The organism is Neobacillus oceani, from assembly GCF_046237595.1.
GTDB classification, from domain to species: Bacteria; Bacillota; Bacilli; order Bacillales; family Cytobacillaceae; genus Bacillus_D; species Bacillus_D oceani.
In genome coordinates, this window is the sequence record NZ_CP143543.1 from 1,319,232 (window position 1) to 1,336,802 (window position 17,571).

The 17,571-nt window shown below is 41.1% G+C and carries 20 protein-coding genes; 15 read left to right on the forward strand and 5 right to left on the reverse strand.

What is annotated here, in order from left to right; genetic code table 11:
• Positions 1 to 185 precede the first annotated feature (185 nt).
• Both V1499_RS06735 and V1499_RS06740 read right to left on the reverse strand, forming a co-directional pair.
• Positions 186 to 626 carry an NUDIX hydrolase gene (locus tag V1499_RS06735; protein WP_409274832.1) on the reverse strand — a complete coding sequence of 147 codons (441 nt, stop codon included), beginning with the start codon at positions 624 to 626 and terminating at the stop codon, positions 186 to 188.
• A gap of 111 nt (positions 627 to 737) precedes the next feature.
• Entirely contained in the window at positions 738 to 1,052 is a 315-nt protein-coding gene (locus V1499_RS06740; protein ID WP_409274834.1) for a YrdB family protein, read from the reverse strand.
• Between the two features lie 492 nt (positions 1,053 to 1,544).
• Between V1499_RS06740 and V1499_RS06745 the strand changes: the two genes are divergently transcribed.
• From V1499_RS06745 to V1499_RS06785, 9 genes are all read left to right on the forward strand, one after another.
• Positions 1,545 to 2,240, forward strand: coding sequence for a conserved phage C-terminal domain-containing protein (locus tag V1499_RS06745; protein WP_409274836.1), 696 nt, complete (start codon positions 1,545 to 1,547; stop codon positions 2,238 to 2,240).
• A complete protein-coding gene (locus V1499_RS06750; RefSeq protein ID WP_409274838.1) occupies positions 2,224 to 2,565 on the forward strand; it encodes a hypothetical protein in 342 nt (113 codons plus the stop codon). The genes V1499_RS06745 and V1499_RS06750 overlap by 17 nt, the downstream gene beginning before the upstream one ends.
• Positions 2,566 to 2,567: 2 nt before the next feature.
• Positions 2,568 to 2,804, forward strand: a complete 237-nt coding sequence (locus tag V1499_RS06755) for a DnaB-like helicase N-terminal domain-containing protein (protein WP_409274840.1) — start codon at positions 2,568 to 2,570, stop codon at positions 2,802 to 2,804.
• 216 nt (positions 2,805 to 3,020) lie between these two features.
• Positions 3,021 to 3,914 (forward strand): replicative DNA helicase, encoded by an 894-nt coding sequence (locus V1499_RS06760; protein WP_409274842.1) that lies wholly within the window; start codon positions 3,021 to 3,023, stop codon positions 3,912 to 3,914.
• Positions 3,915 to 4,119: 205 nt separating this feature from the next.
• Complete coding sequence (locus tag V1499_RS06765; RefSeq protein WP_409274843.1) at positions 4,120 to 4,977, forward strand: sce7726 family protein; 858 nt, start codon at positions 4,120 to 4,122, stop codon at positions 4,975 to 4,977.
• Entirely contained in the window at positions 4,977 to 5,912 is a 936-nt protein-coding gene (locus V1499_RS06770) for a sce7725 family protein (RefSeq protein ID WP_409274844.1), read from the forward strand. Before V1499_RS06765 ends, V1499_RS06770 begins: the two co-directional genes overlap by 1 nt.
• A 2-nt stretch (positions 5,913 to 5,914) precedes the next feature.
• Positions 5,915 to 6,985 (forward strand): RES family NAD+ phosphorylase, encoded by a 1,071-nt coding sequence (locus tag V1499_RS06775; protein WP_409274846.1) that lies wholly within the window; start codon positions 5,915 to 5,917, stop codon positions 6,983 to 6,985.
• 678 nt (positions 6,986 to 7,663) lie between these two features.
• Positions 7,664 to 8,293, forward strand: a complete 630-nt coding sequence (locus V1499_RS06780) for an NAD(P)H-binding protein (protein WP_409274847.1) — start codon at positions 7,664 to 7,666, stop codon at positions 8,291 to 8,293.
• 41 nt (positions 8,294 to 8,334) lie between these two features.
• Positions 8,335 to 9,951 (forward strand): FMN-binding glutamate synthase family protein, encoded by a 1,617-nt coding sequence (locus V1499_RS06785; protein WP_409274849.1) that lies wholly within the window; start codon positions 8,335 to 8,337, stop codon positions 9,949 to 9,951.
• Between the two features lie 42 nt (positions 9,952 to 9,993).
• Here the strand turns inward: V1499_RS06785 and V1499_RS06790 are convergent, their stop codons facing one another.
• Positions 9,994 to 10,443: an SRPBCC domain-containing protein gene (locus tag V1499_RS06790; RefSeq protein ID WP_409274851.1), complete on the reverse strand. Its 450-nt coding sequence runs from the start codon at positions 10,441 to 10,443 to the stop codon at positions 9,994 to 9,996.
• Positions 10,444 to 10,782 (reverse strand): ArsR/SmtB family transcription factor, encoded by a 339-nt coding sequence (locus V1499_RS06795; RefSeq protein WP_409274852.1) that lies wholly within the window; start codon positions 10,780 to 10,782, stop codon positions 10,444 to 10,446. It lies immediately after the preceding gene.
• Positions 10,783 to 11,276: 494 nt separating this feature from the next.
• Here V1499_RS06795 and V1499_RS06800 point away from each other — a divergent pair, with 494 nt between their 5' ends.
• From V1499_RS06800 to V1499_RS06815, 4 genes are all read left to right on the forward strand, one after another.
• Positions 11,277 to 12,452 (forward strand): NupC/NupG family nucleoside CNT transporter, encoded by a 1,176-nt coding sequence (locus V1499_RS06800; protein ID WP_409274854.1) that lies wholly within the window; start codon positions 11,277 to 11,279, stop codon positions 12,450 to 12,452.
• Between the two features lie 338 nt (positions 12,453 to 12,790).
• On the forward strand, positions 12,791 to 13,720 hold the full coding sequence (locus V1499_RS06805) for an ABC transporter ATP-binding protein (protein WP_409274856.1): 930 nt from the start codon (positions 12,791 to 12,793) through the stop codon (positions 13,718 to 13,720).
• Between the two features lie 6 nt (positions 13,721 to 13,726).
• Positions 13,727 to 14,674: an ABC transporter permease gene (locus V1499_RS06810; protein ID WP_409274858.1), complete on the forward strand. Its 948-nt coding sequence runs from the start codon at positions 13,727 to 13,729 to the stop codon at positions 14,672 to 14,674.
• A gap of 68 nt (positions 14,675 to 14,742) precedes the next feature.
• Positions 14,743 to 15,123, forward strand: a complete 381-nt coding sequence (locus tag V1499_RS06815) for a nucleoside transporter C-terminal domain-containing protein (RefSeq protein WP_409274859.1) — start codon at positions 14,743 to 14,745, stop codon at positions 15,121 to 15,123.
• Positions 15,124 to 15,634: 511 nt separating this feature from the next.
• On the opposite strand, the gene V1499_RS06820 is transcribed toward V1499_RS06815, so the two are convergent.
• A complete protein-coding gene (locus V1499_RS06820) occupies positions 15,635 to 16,522 on the reverse strand; it encodes an aminoglycoside phosphotransferase family protein (RefSeq protein ID WP_409276247.1) in 888 nt (295 codons plus the stop codon).
• 221 nt (positions 16,523 to 16,743) lie between these two features.
• Here V1499_RS06820 and V1499_RS06825 point away from each other — a divergent pair, with 221 nt between their 5' ends.
• Complete coding sequence (locus V1499_RS06825) at positions 16,744 to 16,968, forward strand: hypothetical protein (RefSeq protein WP_409274861.1); 225 nt, start codon at positions 16,744 to 16,746, stop codon at positions 16,966 to 16,968.
• 191 nt (positions 16,969 to 17,159) lie between these two features.
• Positions 17,160 to 17,546, forward strand: coding sequence for an immunity 22 family protein (locus tag V1499_RS06830; RefSeq protein ID WP_409274862.1), 387 nt, complete (start codon positions 17,160 to 17,162; stop codon positions 17,544 to 17,546).
• Positions 17,547 to 17,571: the final 25 nt, after the last annotated feature.

Genomic DNA, 17,571 nt, shown 5'->3' on the forward strand with positions numbered 1-17,571 from the left:
TGCATCCAATTGTTTGGTTAGATAAGGTGAAATGTTGCAAATTCTAGCTATTTCTTCTAAAAGCGGAAAGGTGAATGAATATGGAGCTTCCTTGGATTCGAGAATGGTTCCTGAAGCATCAGCTGCCTGATGGAGGACTGAACTGTATCGGCGGGGCGGTAATCCTTTCTGGATCTACGCACCCGTTACTTTAAGAGTATATCTTCACAATCTTTAATAAAAGCAAGTGTCTTTTCAAATAATTTTGGTTGAATCTCTAAATAAGTTAGGCTTAAAGGCAGGTTCTCAAATAGTCTTATTTCATCAATTTCCGATACTGGCAATTGACCAATTTCCATTATTCTTGCAAAGAATAACCTCCCAAAAATTTTATTAACGGAATCATCCATTGAATAGTCGCAAATAGGAACTAAATCTAATTCTTTGCTCCCGGTTTCTTCAAATAACTCTCTTTTAGCTGTTTCATTAATTGTTTCTCCAGGTTCTCTATGCCCACCAGGGATTTCCCAAGAGTCTCGGTTCTTATGCTTAACATAAAGCCATTTCCCCTGATAAATAGCACTTATTACAGCAAATTTTAATTCTTTATCATTAACTGAGCCTAAATTATAGAATTCAATTTTCATTTACTACACCTCATATTATGGGTAATCCTACTTAAGCTAACCTGCAGCTTTATCCCTTAAGAAAAATGGTGGTTATAAAGGGATTAAACGATATATAAGGACCCTTTTATACTATATATTCATAAAATGAATAAGTAACGATATTCCAATAGCTATGATGAAATATAGTAAAGCTAAGTACGTATGTCCCAGACTATATAGGAGATAGCTTGCTACTGCAAATAGGAATACCTCTAAAATTGAAGCATAAACACCTTGAAGTTTATAAGGTGCATTTGGGGAACCCAACATAGCCCAAATAACCGCTACCACTAAGGGAACTCCAATAGCACCAATAATTTTCCCTTGCTGAAACCCCCAGATTCCGAAAATGATTAGAGCTACTATTTCGCAAATAAATCTACTTGCCATTATAACTAGTATCATTACCAACCTCCTAAAACTCGCTATTTTTATATCAAAAGACACGCTCTAATTTATACAAGTTCTAAGTCCGTAGAAGTCCTGAATTTTCATAATCTTGTATTTACTTTAACATGAAATTCCAAATTGCATTCAATAAAAAATCATCCTTTTTAAAATAGGATCAATATAGACTATCGTTTAAAGTAAATTGCTTATCCGTTAAGGACAAAATTGATTCATTGCCCAGTCGGAGATGGCATTCACTTCGGTTCAGTTTGCCACGATGCGCGGTTTCAACCTGGCCTACTGTTACCAAAGATTACACAAAGACTACTACAGGATATTTATATATAAACCCCGGCTAAAGAGCAGCCGGGGTATTTTTTTGCCCCAATAAAAATTTTTCCTGGCCATGTCCTTTTTCGCGACGAATCCCTATATAAAGGGTGGAAGGGTAGACAAAACAGTTTGAAACGAGCAACGACCACAAAGTCGAAAACGGAGGTTTATTGCATGAGCAAATTATTGATCGAGGAACAGCCGCTTATGGTCATCAAGTCATTGGCGTTAAAAATTGGGTTGAACGAAGCGATCGTCCTTCAGCAGGTCCATTATTGGCTGAAGAAGAAAACGCATATGATCAATGGACGCAGCTGGGTCTATAACACATACAAGGAATGGCAGGAGCAGATTCCTTTCTGGTCGGAAAGCACGATGAAGCGCGTGTTTAAAACATTGGAAGAACTCGGCTACATCATAACCGGCAATTTCAACAAATTCAAAATGGACCAGACGAAATGGTACACGATTGACTATGAAAAACTGAAGGAACTCGATGAAGAAGAGTGTTCCATCCAGGAAGCCAACTTCACGGATGAGCCAGCCCTAGTGGAAGAATCTGAACCAGCAGAAGAGATTCCGGTTGAAGAAGTAGTGAAATACCTGAATGAAAAGACCTATTCTTCTTTTAAAAGTGGGAACGGAAAGACGCGGAAACTCATTTCAGCCAGGTGGAAAGAAGGATTCCGGCTCGCCGATTTTAAAAAAGTCATCGACAAGAAAACCGATGACTGGCTCGATCACCCTAAGTGGAGCCGTTACCTAAGGCCGCAGACGCTTTTCGGGACGAAGTTTGAATCGTATTTGAACCAAAAGCCAACCAGAAAGAGGTTTTGGGAGGAGGATTTCCGATTTGATGACGAAACGTGAGGTTTTCACAATTTTACGGATGATTGAAAGCTACTATGACCATTTCGTTGTCGATCCGGAAAGAGTCGACAATTGGCACATGGTTTTAAAAGAGAGCACGTTTGGCCACTGCGAGCAACGCGTCTTGCAACATGCAGCCATTTCCCCTTATCCGCCAAAGATTTGTGATTTTTCCATATATACTGTCGGTGCTGGAAGGGCGATTCCAACCAGTGCGGAAACGCTTGGGGTAATTTGGCAACAAGAAAGGCCGGCAAGCGATGAAGTCGTGCAGCTGCATTTGGCGAAGATTAGGGAAATCCTTGGGATAGAAAGAGGGAAATGACAATGGACGGAGCTTTGAACAGCTGGAAAACTGGCGATGGACGGCTTTTTAACCAGGAAGCCGAGGAGGCATTTGTCGGCTCGTTTTTCCTGGACGGCGGGTTGGTGCAAGAGTGCACAGTCAAACCCGATCAGTTGTATACGTATAAAATGAGGGAGATTTTTGCGGTCATTCTGCGCCTGGCTGAAAAGGGCAAGCCGGTTGATGTCATTTCCGTAGCGGAGGAAGCCGGCCACTAGGAACTTGAGAACCTTGGTGGAAACAGTTTTATCACCGATCTTGCCGTTAGCGTCCCGACAACAGCGAATTTTATTTTTTATCAAAACACTGTTAAAGCCTACCACCAAAAACGAAAGACGATCGAAATTGCCGGAAAAATAAGGGACAAGGCATTTTATGTAGATATTCACGATGTCCTCAGTGATGGCATTAAACAGCTAAAACAGATTGAAGACATGCAGGGGGACGAAGATGCCGGAGAAATCCGGGAGGGGCTCGTTGACTTGTATACCTACTGCGGGAAGGACCTGGGCGAGATAACCGGGGTCCCCTCCGGCTTCAAGAAGCTGGACAGGCTGACTGGCGGCTTTCAGGAATCCGACCTCGTGGTCATCGGGGCGCGCCCGAGCATGGGAAAAACCGCTTTTGCTTTAAACATCGCTTTGAATGCGGCGAACGAGGATGTCACCGCAGTTTTTTCCCTCGAAATGTCAAAAAAGCAGCTCCTTAAGCGGGCCGCCAGCTGCATAGGGAACATCGGCAGCGTGAAAATGAGAAACCCGAAGCACTACTTCGGCCAGGAAGATTGGAACCAGCTCAATTTCGCCATGGGTGTCCTATCCAAGCTGAACATGCGGATCTTCGACAAAGCCGGGATGGACATCAGTTATATTTGGTCAAAGGTCCGGCAGCTACGGAAGGAGGTTGGGGAAGGTCGGCGGATTCTGGTAGTAGTCGATTACCTGCAGCTGATTGGTGGAAACAACCGACAGCAGAACCGCCAGTCGGAAATCAGTGAAATCAGCCGTTCACTCAAGCAAATGGCCCGTGAAACGAACGCCATCGTCATCGCCCTTTCCCAGCTCAGCCGAGGCATTGAAAGCCGCCACGACAAACGCCCCATGCTCTCCGACTTGCGCGAAAGCGGGCAAATTGAACAAGATGCAGATGTGATTGCGTTTCTGTACCGGGAGGAGTATTACGGGAAGAAGCAGGGGGAGATATCTTTAGATACGGGGCGGGAAGAACGTGCAGGGCAGCTTGTTGAAGTCATTGTCGCCAAGCAGCGGAACGGCCCGATCGGGACGGTGGAATTGGGGTTTATGATGGAGGTGGGGAGGTTTGGGTAAGAGTTCCAATTCTTTGCTTAATCATCATAATTCTTGAAAAAATCCCCTTTGATTTGGTGTGGGTTTGCTTGCGGCAATAATTTTTGTGAAAATGGGAATTAATAATAAGACAGCAAAAATAATTAGGTAAAAATAAAATAAATGGAATGACTTATGGATTATGTTATTATATAAGTGAGGAATTCTAACTAAGTAGGTGGGGAACATGAATTCGAGTAATAATATTATTTTAAATAGATTTTTTACTCGAAATATATTTATGGACCTAATAAATGGTAAGGAAAATTCTTTATACAATACTTGCATAAAAAGATTTTTGGATGACGATGTAAGTACGATAAATAATGACCTTTTAATAAATAAAGTGTATAAATATATTTCTAAAGAGTATAGGAATGAGTACTTTTTTAAGAATACTCTTCTAAATAAACTTTTACTCGGTAGGCATAGTTTGAACACTACAACTGCCTTAACTGAAATACCCATCAATAAGTCCAAGGCTGATTTTATTCTTATTAATGGTAAGGCTGTTGCTTATGAAATTAAAACAGGATTAGATAATTTAGATAGGCTCGAAAGCCAAATCAATGATTATTATAAAGCATTTAATCACGTAAGCGTTATTTCATGTGAATCTAATTATGAAAAACTAATGGAAATGTTTAATGATACTAAAGTAGGTGTCTCAATATTAACCGAGAAAGATACGATTAGTATAAAGAAAAAACCAGTTGAAGATAATTCGAGTTTAGACTATTCTGTCATGTTCAAAATATTAAGGAAAAATGAATTCGAAAATATAATTTTGTCTTATTACGGCTACCTTCCTGTCACAACCCAAGTGGCTTATTATAAAGAGTGTTTTAAAGCTTTTTCAAAAATTGACAAGGGAACAGTATATAAATACTTCATTACCGAACTAAAAAAGAGAACGATAACGGAGAATGAAGAATATAAAAATGTCCCTTACGAACTAAAATTTTTAGTGTATTTTTCAAAATTTAAAAAAAGCGATTATTCAAAGCTAAATAGATTTTTAGAAAGACAATGGAGGGGTCAGTAATGTATTTTCCTTATCTAAGGGGTAGGCAGTATGAACTTTTGGCATTAAGAGAATTAGCTCAAAACGATTTAATTGGTGCAAAAGTAACACCAATTATTGAGCCAATAAAACCATCTGCAACTTTGACAAAGACCATCTTAGAATATATTGATACAAATAAGGAAATTGCATTTATAACTAATCCATTAGTGGGAAATTTTTTTGATGATTTTAATGCCCTTAAGGATGAAAAAGTTAGAGACAGTCTTATTGGTTCGTTACAAAAAGGAAATGTTATTGTTTCACATATATTAAACCAAAAAAGCAATTCCCAAATTCACAGTTTATTAGAACAAGGCTTTGGAAATGAAAAATTATTATTGATTTGTGAAGAAAAAGAGTATTTGAATTACTATTTCGAATTCTTTCAAGAAGAAGCCCCAAGATATTGTTTAATACCAGAAGAAAGTGCTTTTCGTAGAAAGATTAAACATAATAGAGTATTGGTTGCTGATAGATTTTCTAAGCAGGCTAAAAATGCAGATTATAGTGCGATAGATGAAGCGCCTTTTTCAGAAGACCATCTGTATTTCAAGGAAGATGGATTCATTGGATTTTCGGACTATTCAATTGTAGGGAAAGGGTATATTGAGTCGGGTTTTGCTCCTTATGCTGTAGCTATACACATAGTTTTTTTTGCAGAAGATAAAAGTCTAAGAATTAAGCACTTTGTTTCAGATTCAAATGACGACTTCAACGATCCAGCAGGTAAATTTTATGAAGCAATTAGAAAACTTGCGGAATGGCAAGAGGAAATGCAATTAGATACTTTTGGCATGAATGAATTTTTAAAACATTTCAAAAACGGAACATATCCAGGTTTAGGGACAGTAAAAAAACTCTCAATTATGCATCACATTGAGCTAGTTAGTAAGTTTTTAGACGGGGTAGAATAATTATGATATGCTGCGAAAAGTGTTTTAAAGATGCAGAGATTAAAGCTATTATAAAAGGTATTAATATTATAGGCGATTGTGAAATTTGCAATAAAAAAAATGTGTACATATATAATACTGAAAAAAACATGGAACTCGTTGAACATTTTAATGGATTATTAGAGATTTATACAACAAGTGACAGTTTTCCGGAAGATTTCCCTAGGGAAAAAGCAAATTTATTGAAAGATGAACTTAATGATAGGTGGGATATTTTTACCATCGATAAAGAAAAAATTTATACCTTAGTGAAAAATATCTGTTCGGAAAAATATTCAGAAATACCAGATCTTTTTGATCTACCAATTGGGATAACAACTCTTTACCAAACAGGCTATTTGGAGGAAAATTCATTAATTAAAACTTTTAAGTGGGAGGATTTTGTAGAGGAAATAAAGACAGTTAATCGATTTCACACAAATCTAGTTAATACAAAAGTTCTTGAAATGTTTTGTGCGTATGCTACAACTTCTTATAGAAAAGGACAGGTATTTTATCGAGGGCGTATTTCTTCCTCTGAAGGTTATCCTGTAGACAAGATGGGAGCACCACCGCCAGGTAAGGCGTCTGATGGAAGGGCTAATCCATTAGGCATAAGTTGTCTGTACCTTGCTAATGATATTGAAACTACTTTTCACGAGGTAAGGGCAAGTGTTTACGATTATGTTTCCATTGGGGAGTTTGAATTACTAGAGGATATTGAAGTGGTTGATTTTATAGCTTTAGATCGAATTAGTCCATTTTCTGCAATTGACATTGAATTACATTCGGTAAACAAAGAACATTTAAGAAAAATCAGCAATGAAATTGCAAAGCCGTTGAGACGTGGAGATAGTTCACTTGATTACCTTCCGACTCAATATATTGCTGAATTTGTAAAAAGTATTGGACATAAAGGAATAAGATTTAAAAGTACCAGAAATGAAAGAGGTTTTAATTTGGCGGTTTTTGATATAAATTTATTTAATTGTACAGAAGTAAAAATTTACGATGTAAAAAGTATAAAATACGATTATGATTCGGTTGATGATTAATCTACCTTTGATAATAAATATAGTAATATTAATAGGGATATATTTAAATTGCCTTGACTTTCATCAAGGTACTTTTTATTTCATTTTTATACTATTTATTTTTTTATGAAATTTAGTTTTACGTGAATTAAATACAAATAAATTACTCACCTAAACTCCGCTTATTCACTATTGGGATAATGCTCATTAGTCTCCAAATTTAGATGTTTTTATCCTTCTATTTTCCCACATACATTGCCTTATCTTACTTATATACCACCTTATATAATGTTTGGGATCTTTCCACAAGATATATTTTTCGACATTAGAGACATTTCATTACGACCAAATTATAAAAGCCGTACTACTACTTTTACCAGCTATACACCGAACCCATCTCGACAAAGTGAAATCTCTGACATTAATTTAAGATGCCAGGAATTATTGATTCGTATAGGCCAAATAGGAAGCAGGGACAGGCAAAAAACTGTCCTCTGCTTCTTTTTAGTTTATGCCCGATTATATGTGGAAAAGTTGAATGTGAGCATGAAACCTTTAATGGTAGGATGATGATTCACGGAATTGCTGACGCAGTTAATTATAGAATGTTTGATTAGTTAAGAGTTACGCTGTGTCTTCATTCGAAGTTATGCATAGGCGTTCTCCATTTCACCCAATCAATCCCGGAGGAGGAATAGGATGCGAGTTCTTGTGATTGGAACGGATGATTTGGCGGGGGAGCATGTGGTCAAGCTGCTTTGCGAGAAACAGCATGAGGCGGTGGTCTTGGCAGGCACGGAAAACCAGGAGGAAGGATTGATGAAACTGGGCGCGAGCGTGGTTGTAAGGACGGTTGGGAATGATTTTTCCGGCGCTTTCGCGGGTTGTGACGCCGTCATTTATTTAGGCGGAGCAAGCCCCCGGACCGGTGAGAGCAAACCCATCCTCATCGACCATCAGCTCGTTCTCGATTCCATTAAGTCGGCGAAACGGCACGGGGTAAAACGCTTTGTACTGCTTAGCGCTTTAAGAGACGATGAAACTGACACGAGCGGTTCTGGTACAACCGGTGCGAAACAAATGCCTGAAGAACAGTTGAGGCAAGAGGGACTTACTTATACGATCATCAGGCCAGGCGAACCTGTGGACAAGCCCGGTAAGGGGAAAGTCGAAATAGCGGAATCCTTCGCCATGGAAGAAGGGGAGATTTCGAAAGAAGACCTCGCCTCGGTGCTCGTCGAGGCACTGGATGCGGAAAATGTTTTTAATAAAACGATCACAGTTACGTCAGGCGAAACACCGATTCGCCAGGCGTTAACAGAATTATAGAGCGCGTATGGAAAAATAATTATCGAACGAAGGGTGATACGATGACGGAGATGAGGAAAATCCTTCCAGCGATTTTAAAAGGAACCGCCGTTTTGGGAGCCGCGGCTGCAGCCGCATACGTGTACCGGAAGGACGATACGCAAAAGCAGCATTCCATAATGAGGAATTTTCCGATAGTCGGTCGAATCAGGTACATCACCGAGCACATCGGCCCCGAGCTCAGGCAGTATTTGTTCCAGAGCAATCTTGAGGGCACGCCATTCCCGCGAAAGGAATTCGAGGATATCGTCAAGGCGGGCAAATACAAGGAAAGGCTGATTGGCTTCGGTTCGGAACGCGATTTTACAAAAAGCGGCTACTATATCCGCAACAGCATGTTCCCATTGCAGAGGGAGGAACTGCGAATCGACAACAGCAGGAAAATCAATACAATGGTCTATAAAGTGGATGAGGAAGGCCTGATCACCAGGAAGGAACATCGGGAGGAAAAGCAGGTGGACCCGTATTACCTGCATGATGAAGATGCTGTCATCATCGGCGCCGATACGTGCAGGAAACCGTTCAAGGTAAAGGGGCTTGTCGGGCAGTCGGCGATGAGTTACGGAGCGCTCGGCAAACATGCGATCACCGCGCTTTCAAAAGGGCTTGCGATTGCTGGAGGGACGTGGATGAATACCGGGGAGGGAGGGCTTTCCGACTATCACCTGGCAGGGAACCCGGATATCATCATGCAGATTGGCCCCGGGCTGTTTGGCGTCCGGACGCCGGGCGGTGAGTTTTCCTGGGAAGAATTCAAGCGGAAAAGTGAAATTGAGCAGGTTAAGGCGTTCGAGTTAAAGCTTGCCCAGGGGGCGAAAATCCGCGGCGGCCACCTTGAAGGCGAAAAGGTGACCGAGGAAATCGCGCGCATCCGCCTTGTGGAGCCTGGCAAAACGATTAACAGCCCGAATCGGTTTTACGAATTCAGCAATTATCATGAAATGTTTGAGTTTGTGGAGCGTATGAGGGACATTGGCGGGAAACCGGTCGGGATAAAAATTGTTGTCGGAGACCTAGATTCGCTTGAAGAGATGGCATCAATCATGAAGGAAACTGGGATGTGCCCTGACTTTATCTCCGTCGATGGCGGGGAAGGCGGAACCGGCGCCACCTACCAGGAGCTTGCCGATGCCGTCGGGCTGCCAATTCAATCGGCGCTGCCTGTCGTTGATGAAATGCTGAAGAAGTATAATGTCCGGGATCGGGTAAAACTTATTGCATCCGGGAAGCTTATTACGCCGGATAAAATCGCGATTGCACTCGCAATGGGTGCCGACCTTGTCAACATCGCGCGTGGCTTCATGATCAGTGTCGGCTGCATTATGGCCGGTAAGTGCCACACGAACTCCTGCCCGGCGGGGGTTGCAACGACCGATCCGAAGCTTCAGGACGGCCTGGTCATCGAAGAAAAAATGTACCGCGTCGCCAATTATGTCATCTCGCTGCGTGAAGGTCTGTTTAACCTCGCAGCGGCGGCCGGCATCGACACCCCGGTCAAATTCAACCGTAAGCACATCGTATACAAGGACGAATGGGGAAGGGTATCCTCCGTCGGCGACATTATCCTTACTCCCGATAAAGTCGATGCCATCAGGGACAAGGAAAGAGCCGCTAAATGAAGTAGTAAAGCAGGGGACGCGTTAACGCCCCCTGCTCTATTTCTACTGTTGCTGGCTGTGTACGTGGGCCATAAGGTCGTCGAACGCGTTGGACCACCCGTCGTACACATAACGATCTCCTGGATGGCCGGCGAATCCGCGCAGGTGGAAGGTCATCTCGGTGCGGTCGCCTTGTTCGGTGAGAGTTAAGGTCACGACAGGGGAGCTCTCGATAGGAGCATCGGGGTAACCCCATGTGAAGACCAGCCTTTCGAAAGGTACGACATCAAGGAATACCCCTCCGGTGGGGAACTCCTCTCCGGTTTCATTGTTTACCATCGTGTAACGGTACCGTCCGCCTTTGCGGACGTCGAAAGAGACGGTCTCCAGGGGTGTTGAAGGCAGCCATTCGGCAAGTTCCTTGTCTTCTGTCCAGGCGCGCCAAACGAGCTCGCGTCGGGCATTCATCTTGCGGGTGATGGTGAACTCAGGTACGGATGTGGGCATGTTCATTTACTTTTCCTCCTTTTTGGTCATGGTTTTGAGGTGTTCCTCCAGTCGGTCGAAGCGCTGGTTCCACTCACGGCGGTGCTTCTCGACCCAGGCCGATGCCTCATTGAGAGGCTCAGTCCGTATCGTCAAAGTCCGCCATTGGGCTTTGGTTGTGCGTTCGATAAGCCCTGCCCGCTCAAGTACTTTGAGGTGTTGGGAAATAGCGGGTGCGCTTATCTCAAAGAGTTCAGCGACCTCCCCGACAGTCGCGGGATTCTGTGACAGCCTGGACAGGATGTTCCGGCGAGTAGGATCGGCGAGTGCAGCGAAGATGAGGCTAAGTGAATCCTTTGTAGTCAATTAAAAGACTCCTTAATTAAGTGTTTTGTTAAATATAAACTAAACGACTTGCCCTTGTCAAATCGACAGGGAATGGCACTGGATTAAGAACCAGTGCCCACTTTAATAAAAATTATTCAAAAATAGTTAGAAAAGTAGAAAAGGGTTTCATTAAAATGATACTTAACTAAGGGATTAGGCAACATAAGGCTGCGAATAGCCAAATGCATTATGGGCAAAAATACGAAAACGGTACTTCGAATTCAATAAATTCTTCTCTTTTTTCGAAATAATCAACATTTTTTTATCATTTTTAGATGATTTTATGAATTTTCCAGAAGTGGAAACCCAATATAAAACTTACCAATATATAAAGTGTATTTATGTTCAAAATAACGGTAGCAAATGTGCAAATTCGTGCTATAATTATTTCGGAATAATAATGAAAATGAAAGCGTTAACCGATGGCCAACGAAATGACGGTTAACGGCTTGCATAGATGGGAGTTCATCATCATGACAATCTTAATTGGAATTTTAGGGATACTTGCACTCATAGCCACCGCCTGGCTTATGTCAAACGACAAGAAAAACATAAATTTTCGTGCAGTAGGGATCATGCTCGCTGTTCAGCTGTTCATAGCCTGGTTCATGCTTAATACTTCAATAGGGCAAAAAGTCCTGCAAGCAATCGTTAACGTCTTTAACAAAGTTCTTTCATTCGGGAACGAGGGGATCGCTTTCGTATTTGGTGACCTCGCAGGAAAGAACTATTTCTTCGTTAACGTCCTAATGATGATTGTTTTCGTCTCAGCATTGCTTTCTATTTTGACGTATACAAGAATTTTGCCATTGGCCATAAAATACATCGGCGGCGCGGTCGCAAAAATCACTGGCCTTCCGAAAATTGAATCGTTTGTAGCGGTAAACTCAATGGTTTTCGGTGATACAACTGCAATCCTATCCGTGAAATCGCAGATTCACAAGCTATCTCCAAACCGCCTGTTTATCGTTGTAACTTCATCTTTGGTTGCTGTATCCTGTTCGATTTTAGGGGCTTACATGCAGATGATTCCTGCGGAGTTTGTTCTTGTAGCCCTGCCAATCAACGTCTTCTCCGGTTTGATTCTTTCTTCAATGGTTAGCCCAGTGTCGAAAGAGGAAGATGAAGAAATTGAAATTAAAGAAATGATCCCTGAGAAATCACTATTCGAGGCAATCGGGAACGGTACATTAATCGGAGGAAAAACAGCATTGATCGTCGGCGCGATGCTCATTACGTACATTGGCTTGCTGGCAATGATCAACTTTGTTCTAGAGAACTTGGTTGGCATGACATTCCAGGAAATTATCGGTTATGTCTTTGCCCCAGTCGCTTTCATTATGGGAATCCCGGCGTCTGAGATTGTCAGGTCCGGCTCCATCATGGGAACAAAGGTAGCTGCCAATGAATTCGTCGCCATGCTTGATTTCATGAAAATCATTCCTGAAATGAGCCCGAAAACGGTCGGGATCGTCTCAGCATTCCTAGTTTCCTTTGCCAACTTCTCATCCATCGGAATTGTTCTCGGAACCGTACAGGCCATCAACGGAGAACAGGCAAGCCGACTGGCCAAGGTTGGATTGAAAGTATTATTCGTCGCAACGCTAGGCTCAGTCCTAACAGGTACGATTGTAGGATTGTTCCTATAATAATGAAGAAACCCAGCCCTCTTCGGCAAGTTATTGCTGAAGGGGGTTTTTTATGGTGTAAAAAAAACGAGCCGTTTGCTTTAATGACAATAACGCTTAAATCAAATTTGATTTAAAACCGTCCCCATTTGATTGACCGTTGCAATCTTTTGGAAAGGGATAGGGTTCGATCTTTTATTTTCTCAAGGAATATCCAGTGTTTCCGACTCAAAATTCCAAAGTTGTTAGCTAAAGAGTAGATGAAATTAACAATACTTTAACGTTTTACACACCAAAATCTGGTTGTTTTTTGTTAACATGAGGTTTATAGTGTTTAATTTGTAGAAAGAGGGAGAGTAATGGCAGGAAAAGCATTGGAAGTTCAATCCTTAACGAAAAAAATTAAGGATAAGGTAATTGTCAACGATGTCAGCTTCTCAGTTGAAAAAGGAGAAATCTTTGGACTGCTTGGCCCGAACGGAGCAGGGAAAACGACTATTATTCGTATGATTGTTAGCCTGATAGGGCGTACCAAAGGAAATGTTATTGTAAATGGTTTTAATTTGGACACTCAATTTAAAGAATCGATGAGTGAAATTGGCGCAATTGTTGAAAACCCAGAATTTTATAAATACCTAAGCGGATATAAAAATCTAAAGCACTATGCAAATATGGCGAAAACCAAAGTTACCGAAGAGCGGATTCAGGATGTCATTAAGCTTGCCGGCATTGAACACGCCATTCACCAAAAGGTTAAGACCTATTCACTTGGGATGAGGCAAAGATTGGGCGTCGCACAGGCATTGTTACATAATCCATCATTATTAATCCTAGATGAACCAACGAATGGGCTAGATCCCCAGGGAATCCGAGAGTTCCGGGAATATTTGAGGTCCATTGCAAAAGAAGGCATTTCCGTCCTCGTATCCTCTCATTTATTGTCCGAAATGCAGCTGATGTGTGATCGATTTGCCATTATTGAACAGGGGAAATTGATTCATATTTCGTCAATTAATCAACTTCATGACGAAGGAAATGACGTACAAACTGTTCTATTCGTGGTAAATAACCTGGAAGCAGCCATGCAGGTTTTAAGGGAAAACGATTTAGGAAATGAAATGAAGATAGTAGGGGAAGACCAGTTTTCTATAAGCCTAGAAAAAGAAGCGATAGCAGCAGCGAATAAGTTATTAGTCACAAATGATATTAGCGTATATGCCATTAACCAAGTCACCGCTTCACTTGAAGATCGATTCCTCGAATTAACTGCAAAGGGAAACAGGAGGTAAAGAATAGTGTCCTTGTTAATTAAGAATGAGATTGGGAAGATTTTTGGAAAGAAATCCAGTTGGATTTATATGGTTATTATCTTGGTTGCTGTCGTCCTTGGTGGCATCCTTCAGAAAAATTTCACAGAGGAACCTAGTAAAAATTGGCGTGAGGAAACACAAGCCCGTGTGAACCAATTGGAGCAGGATTTAAAAACGGCACCTGAAGAAGAGAAAGAATGGATGATGGCGGATTTACAGCAGCAGCAAAAGTATCTAGATGAGAATATTAATCCCAATGCAATGAGCAATTGGCATTTTATGAATCAGACTGTGTATGGCATCACTACGCTTGTTACACTTTTTGCTGTAATCGTCAGCAGTGCCATTGTATCCTCCGAGTTTTCCGATGGAACAATCAAACAGCTGCTAATCAGGCCCCATGAAAGATGGGCAATCCTTTTGTCAAAGTATCTCTCAGCGATCATTTATTCGTTACTGCTTGTTATTGTTCTCATTGTCTCAGGTTATATTGCAGGCTCGCTTATCTTTGGCAGCGGTGAGTTCAACGCCAAGTTTTTTGAATTTGCCCTTGAAGGCGGGAGAAAAATAGCTGAAATTGGACCGCAATTTTTCTTGAAGGTCCTATATTACCTGCCAAGCCTTTTGGTTTTTATTACAATATCCTTCATGCTGTCTACATTGTTTAAAAGCCAGGCTTTGGCGGTTGGAATCGGGATATTTGTTTTGTTCCTGTCTTCAACTCTTGGTGGCCTGATTGTCATGCTGGCAAAAAAATATACCTGGGCGAAATTCCTAATCTTTCCCCACATGGATTTAACTGTGTATGCGCTTCAAGACAAAATACTTGAGGATGTTACACTGCCAATTTCCTTGCTAACATTATCAGTCTATTATGTTATTTTCATGTTACTCACATTTACCATTTTCCAAAAACGGGATGTTAGCATTTGATTTTTCCTGCAAAGTAACACCCGGTATTCATAAGAAAAGAGGAAGATGAAGAAATTGAACTTAAAGAAATGATCCCCGAGAAATCACTATTTAAGGCAATTGGGAACGGTGCATTAATCGGTGGAAAAACCGCTTTGATCGTCGGCGCAATGCTCATTACATATATTGGCTTGTTGGCAATGATCAACTTTGTTCTAGAAAACTTAGTAGGCGTGACTTTCCTGGAAATTATCGGTTATGTCTTTGCCCCAGTCGCTTTCAACATGGGAATCCCGGCGTCCGAGATTGTCAGATCCGGCTCCATCATGGGAACAAAGGTAGCTGCAAATGAATTCGTCGCTATGCTTGATTTCATGAACATCATTCCAGAAATGAGCCCGAAAAAAGTATTATTTGTCGCTACACTAGGCTCAGTCCTAACAGGTACGATTGTAGGATTGTTCCTATAATAATGAAGAAATCCAGCCCTCTTCGGCAAGTTATTGCTGAAGGGGGTTTTTTTGTTTTGTAAAAAGCCAGCCGTTAACCGGCTGGCGTCAACGCACAAAGCCGTCATCCAACAATCAATCTGCCTACGCAAAACCAATAAAAAGGAGACCGTCCCAAAGAATCGTCGTTTTACAATCTTTTGGATCAGCCTCTTGCTTTATTAAATGTTGTCGGTTATTTGATATATGTTTTAGTCGGAAAGAGAAAAGTAACAGCCTAGAAATATGATACAAAAACAGGAATGATATTATTCCTTTAACTGTTCAATTACCGGGTGCTTATCTTCCACAACACACTAACAAGAAAGCTCATATGGCTCTGAGCTTTCTTGTTATAAAAATGAGCTGGATTTTCACATTTTTCATTAGGTATTATTGAAGGTTTAAGAAAACCTGGCCACCTAACATATCATCGTATCGAAGTTGAGCTGTTTCATCAGTTTTTACAAACCCAATGAAATCTTCTTTTTCATTACCTACATTGCCATATTTCGGAGTCTTCAATGATTGTCTGGATGACATAAAACGCTTCAGCTGATTTCTTACTATCAGAGTTCTTATATTCCTCATAGGTGATTAGAGCCTTCCACAAAGCCCATCCTCGTGCTCGATTCCAGGTTCCTTCATCCATTTCTAAAACATCCTTGAAAACTTTCCTGCTCTCATGATCAAAGAAGGTCCAAGCCATAGCCGCATCACACGAAGGATCTCCGACTCCCAGTATTCCGAAGTCTATCACGGCACTAAGCTTCCCATTCTGTACTAATATATTTCCTGGGGCGATATCACCGTGTAGCCATACAGCCTCCCGTTCCCATTTTGATTCTAATGCCAGATTCCAGAGTCCTGTTAAAACAGTTTCATCAAATACATCTCGATTACTTTGGATGGCATTTCTCGTTTCATGGTCATACACAGATAGATGCGCGCCTCTGTAAAAATTATGGGCTCCTGCCAAAGGGCCGCTACTTGCGTCAATGGACTGCAATTCAATCAAAAATCCGCCTAAATCGGCTGCGAATTCATTGAGATCCACGATATTTTCTCTCGTTACTGTCTCTCCATCAAGCCACTTGTAAATAGACCAGGGGAATGGATAATCATCGTTCGTTTTTCCTTTTGCAACTGGGGTCGGAATAGGCAATGAAAGCTTTTTTGCTAAAATCGGCAACCACTTTTGTTCCTTTTCGACTTGCAGTACATAACCAGGGCCACTCGGCAATCTGACACTCATGCCATTGCCCAAGTGGAAAGTACGATTATCATTACCGCTCACTTTAACTGGTTTAATTTCTAAATGTGCCCACTCAGGAAATTGCTCTGCTATCAATTTCGCCACTAATCCGGTATCAATTTTTATCTTAACTCATTCCTTTCCCTGTATATTTCCAATTTAAGTATAAGCTTTCCGTTCAATGTTGTGCATGCATTTTGTAGCAGGGAAAAGGGATAGCCAAAACCATCAAATTCACCTTCAATCAGTTTCCTAAATGTAGTAAAGTTAATTATATATTGAACCGCAGGGAAGTTAAAAAGAGTCAGTTAGTAGGAACAAATACTAACCCGAAAAAGGTGCCCGATATGAAAATTATTACAAAATACCAACTTGAACGGTTGTACCAAACCTTCCATCCTAAGTTGGATTTATCAAATATAATAACGATCGATGATGAAGAATTGGAGAAGGTCCTGCATTATTTTTTGATATTAAAGGAATTTAGCCGAGAAATAGCAGCCGGCTATTCTTTTACCACCGAACAAATCCTTTACAGCCAGTATTATTGGTTTATCTATTTTAAAAATTGATACTTCTCCAAGTATGGATACGATGGCGGCATGGACCAACAGGCATTCAAGCTAATTGAACACATAGCGTACGAACTTAATGACGAAGTTAACTGGGACTTCCTTGAACAAATCACCAATGATTTGGAGACTGGTCATGAATGTTGAAAATGTACAAGAAGTAAGAAAACCAAACGTATAAGGGTGATATTATGGAACAAGAGGGATACGTCTCATTATGGGTTGGGGAGTTTAGCACGTCTGAAGAGTTAAGGGAATATTTATCGATTGAGTATGACGAAGATGGAGATGCCATTCCTTCCAATTTTGAAAAGGATTTTTTCATTGAGTTTTATGATGAAGATTTCCGTGAGGTTGTATTCCATCAACAGCCACTTTCAAGCCTAAACCAATTAATAGCAGGGGCATCTTATGAAGAAGTCATTTTGTCAAAATTCGACGATATGTTTCTAAAAAACGCACCTAAAAAAATAAATGCCGTTGTGTTGTTGTATAACTTTCAATACGAGCCAGGAGTAGAAGTGGCCAAGAGTGGTTTAAACACTCTGCACTATATAGGGGCTGTGGAATATAAATAAAGGAATGTTCCGTTTTAGCCGATGA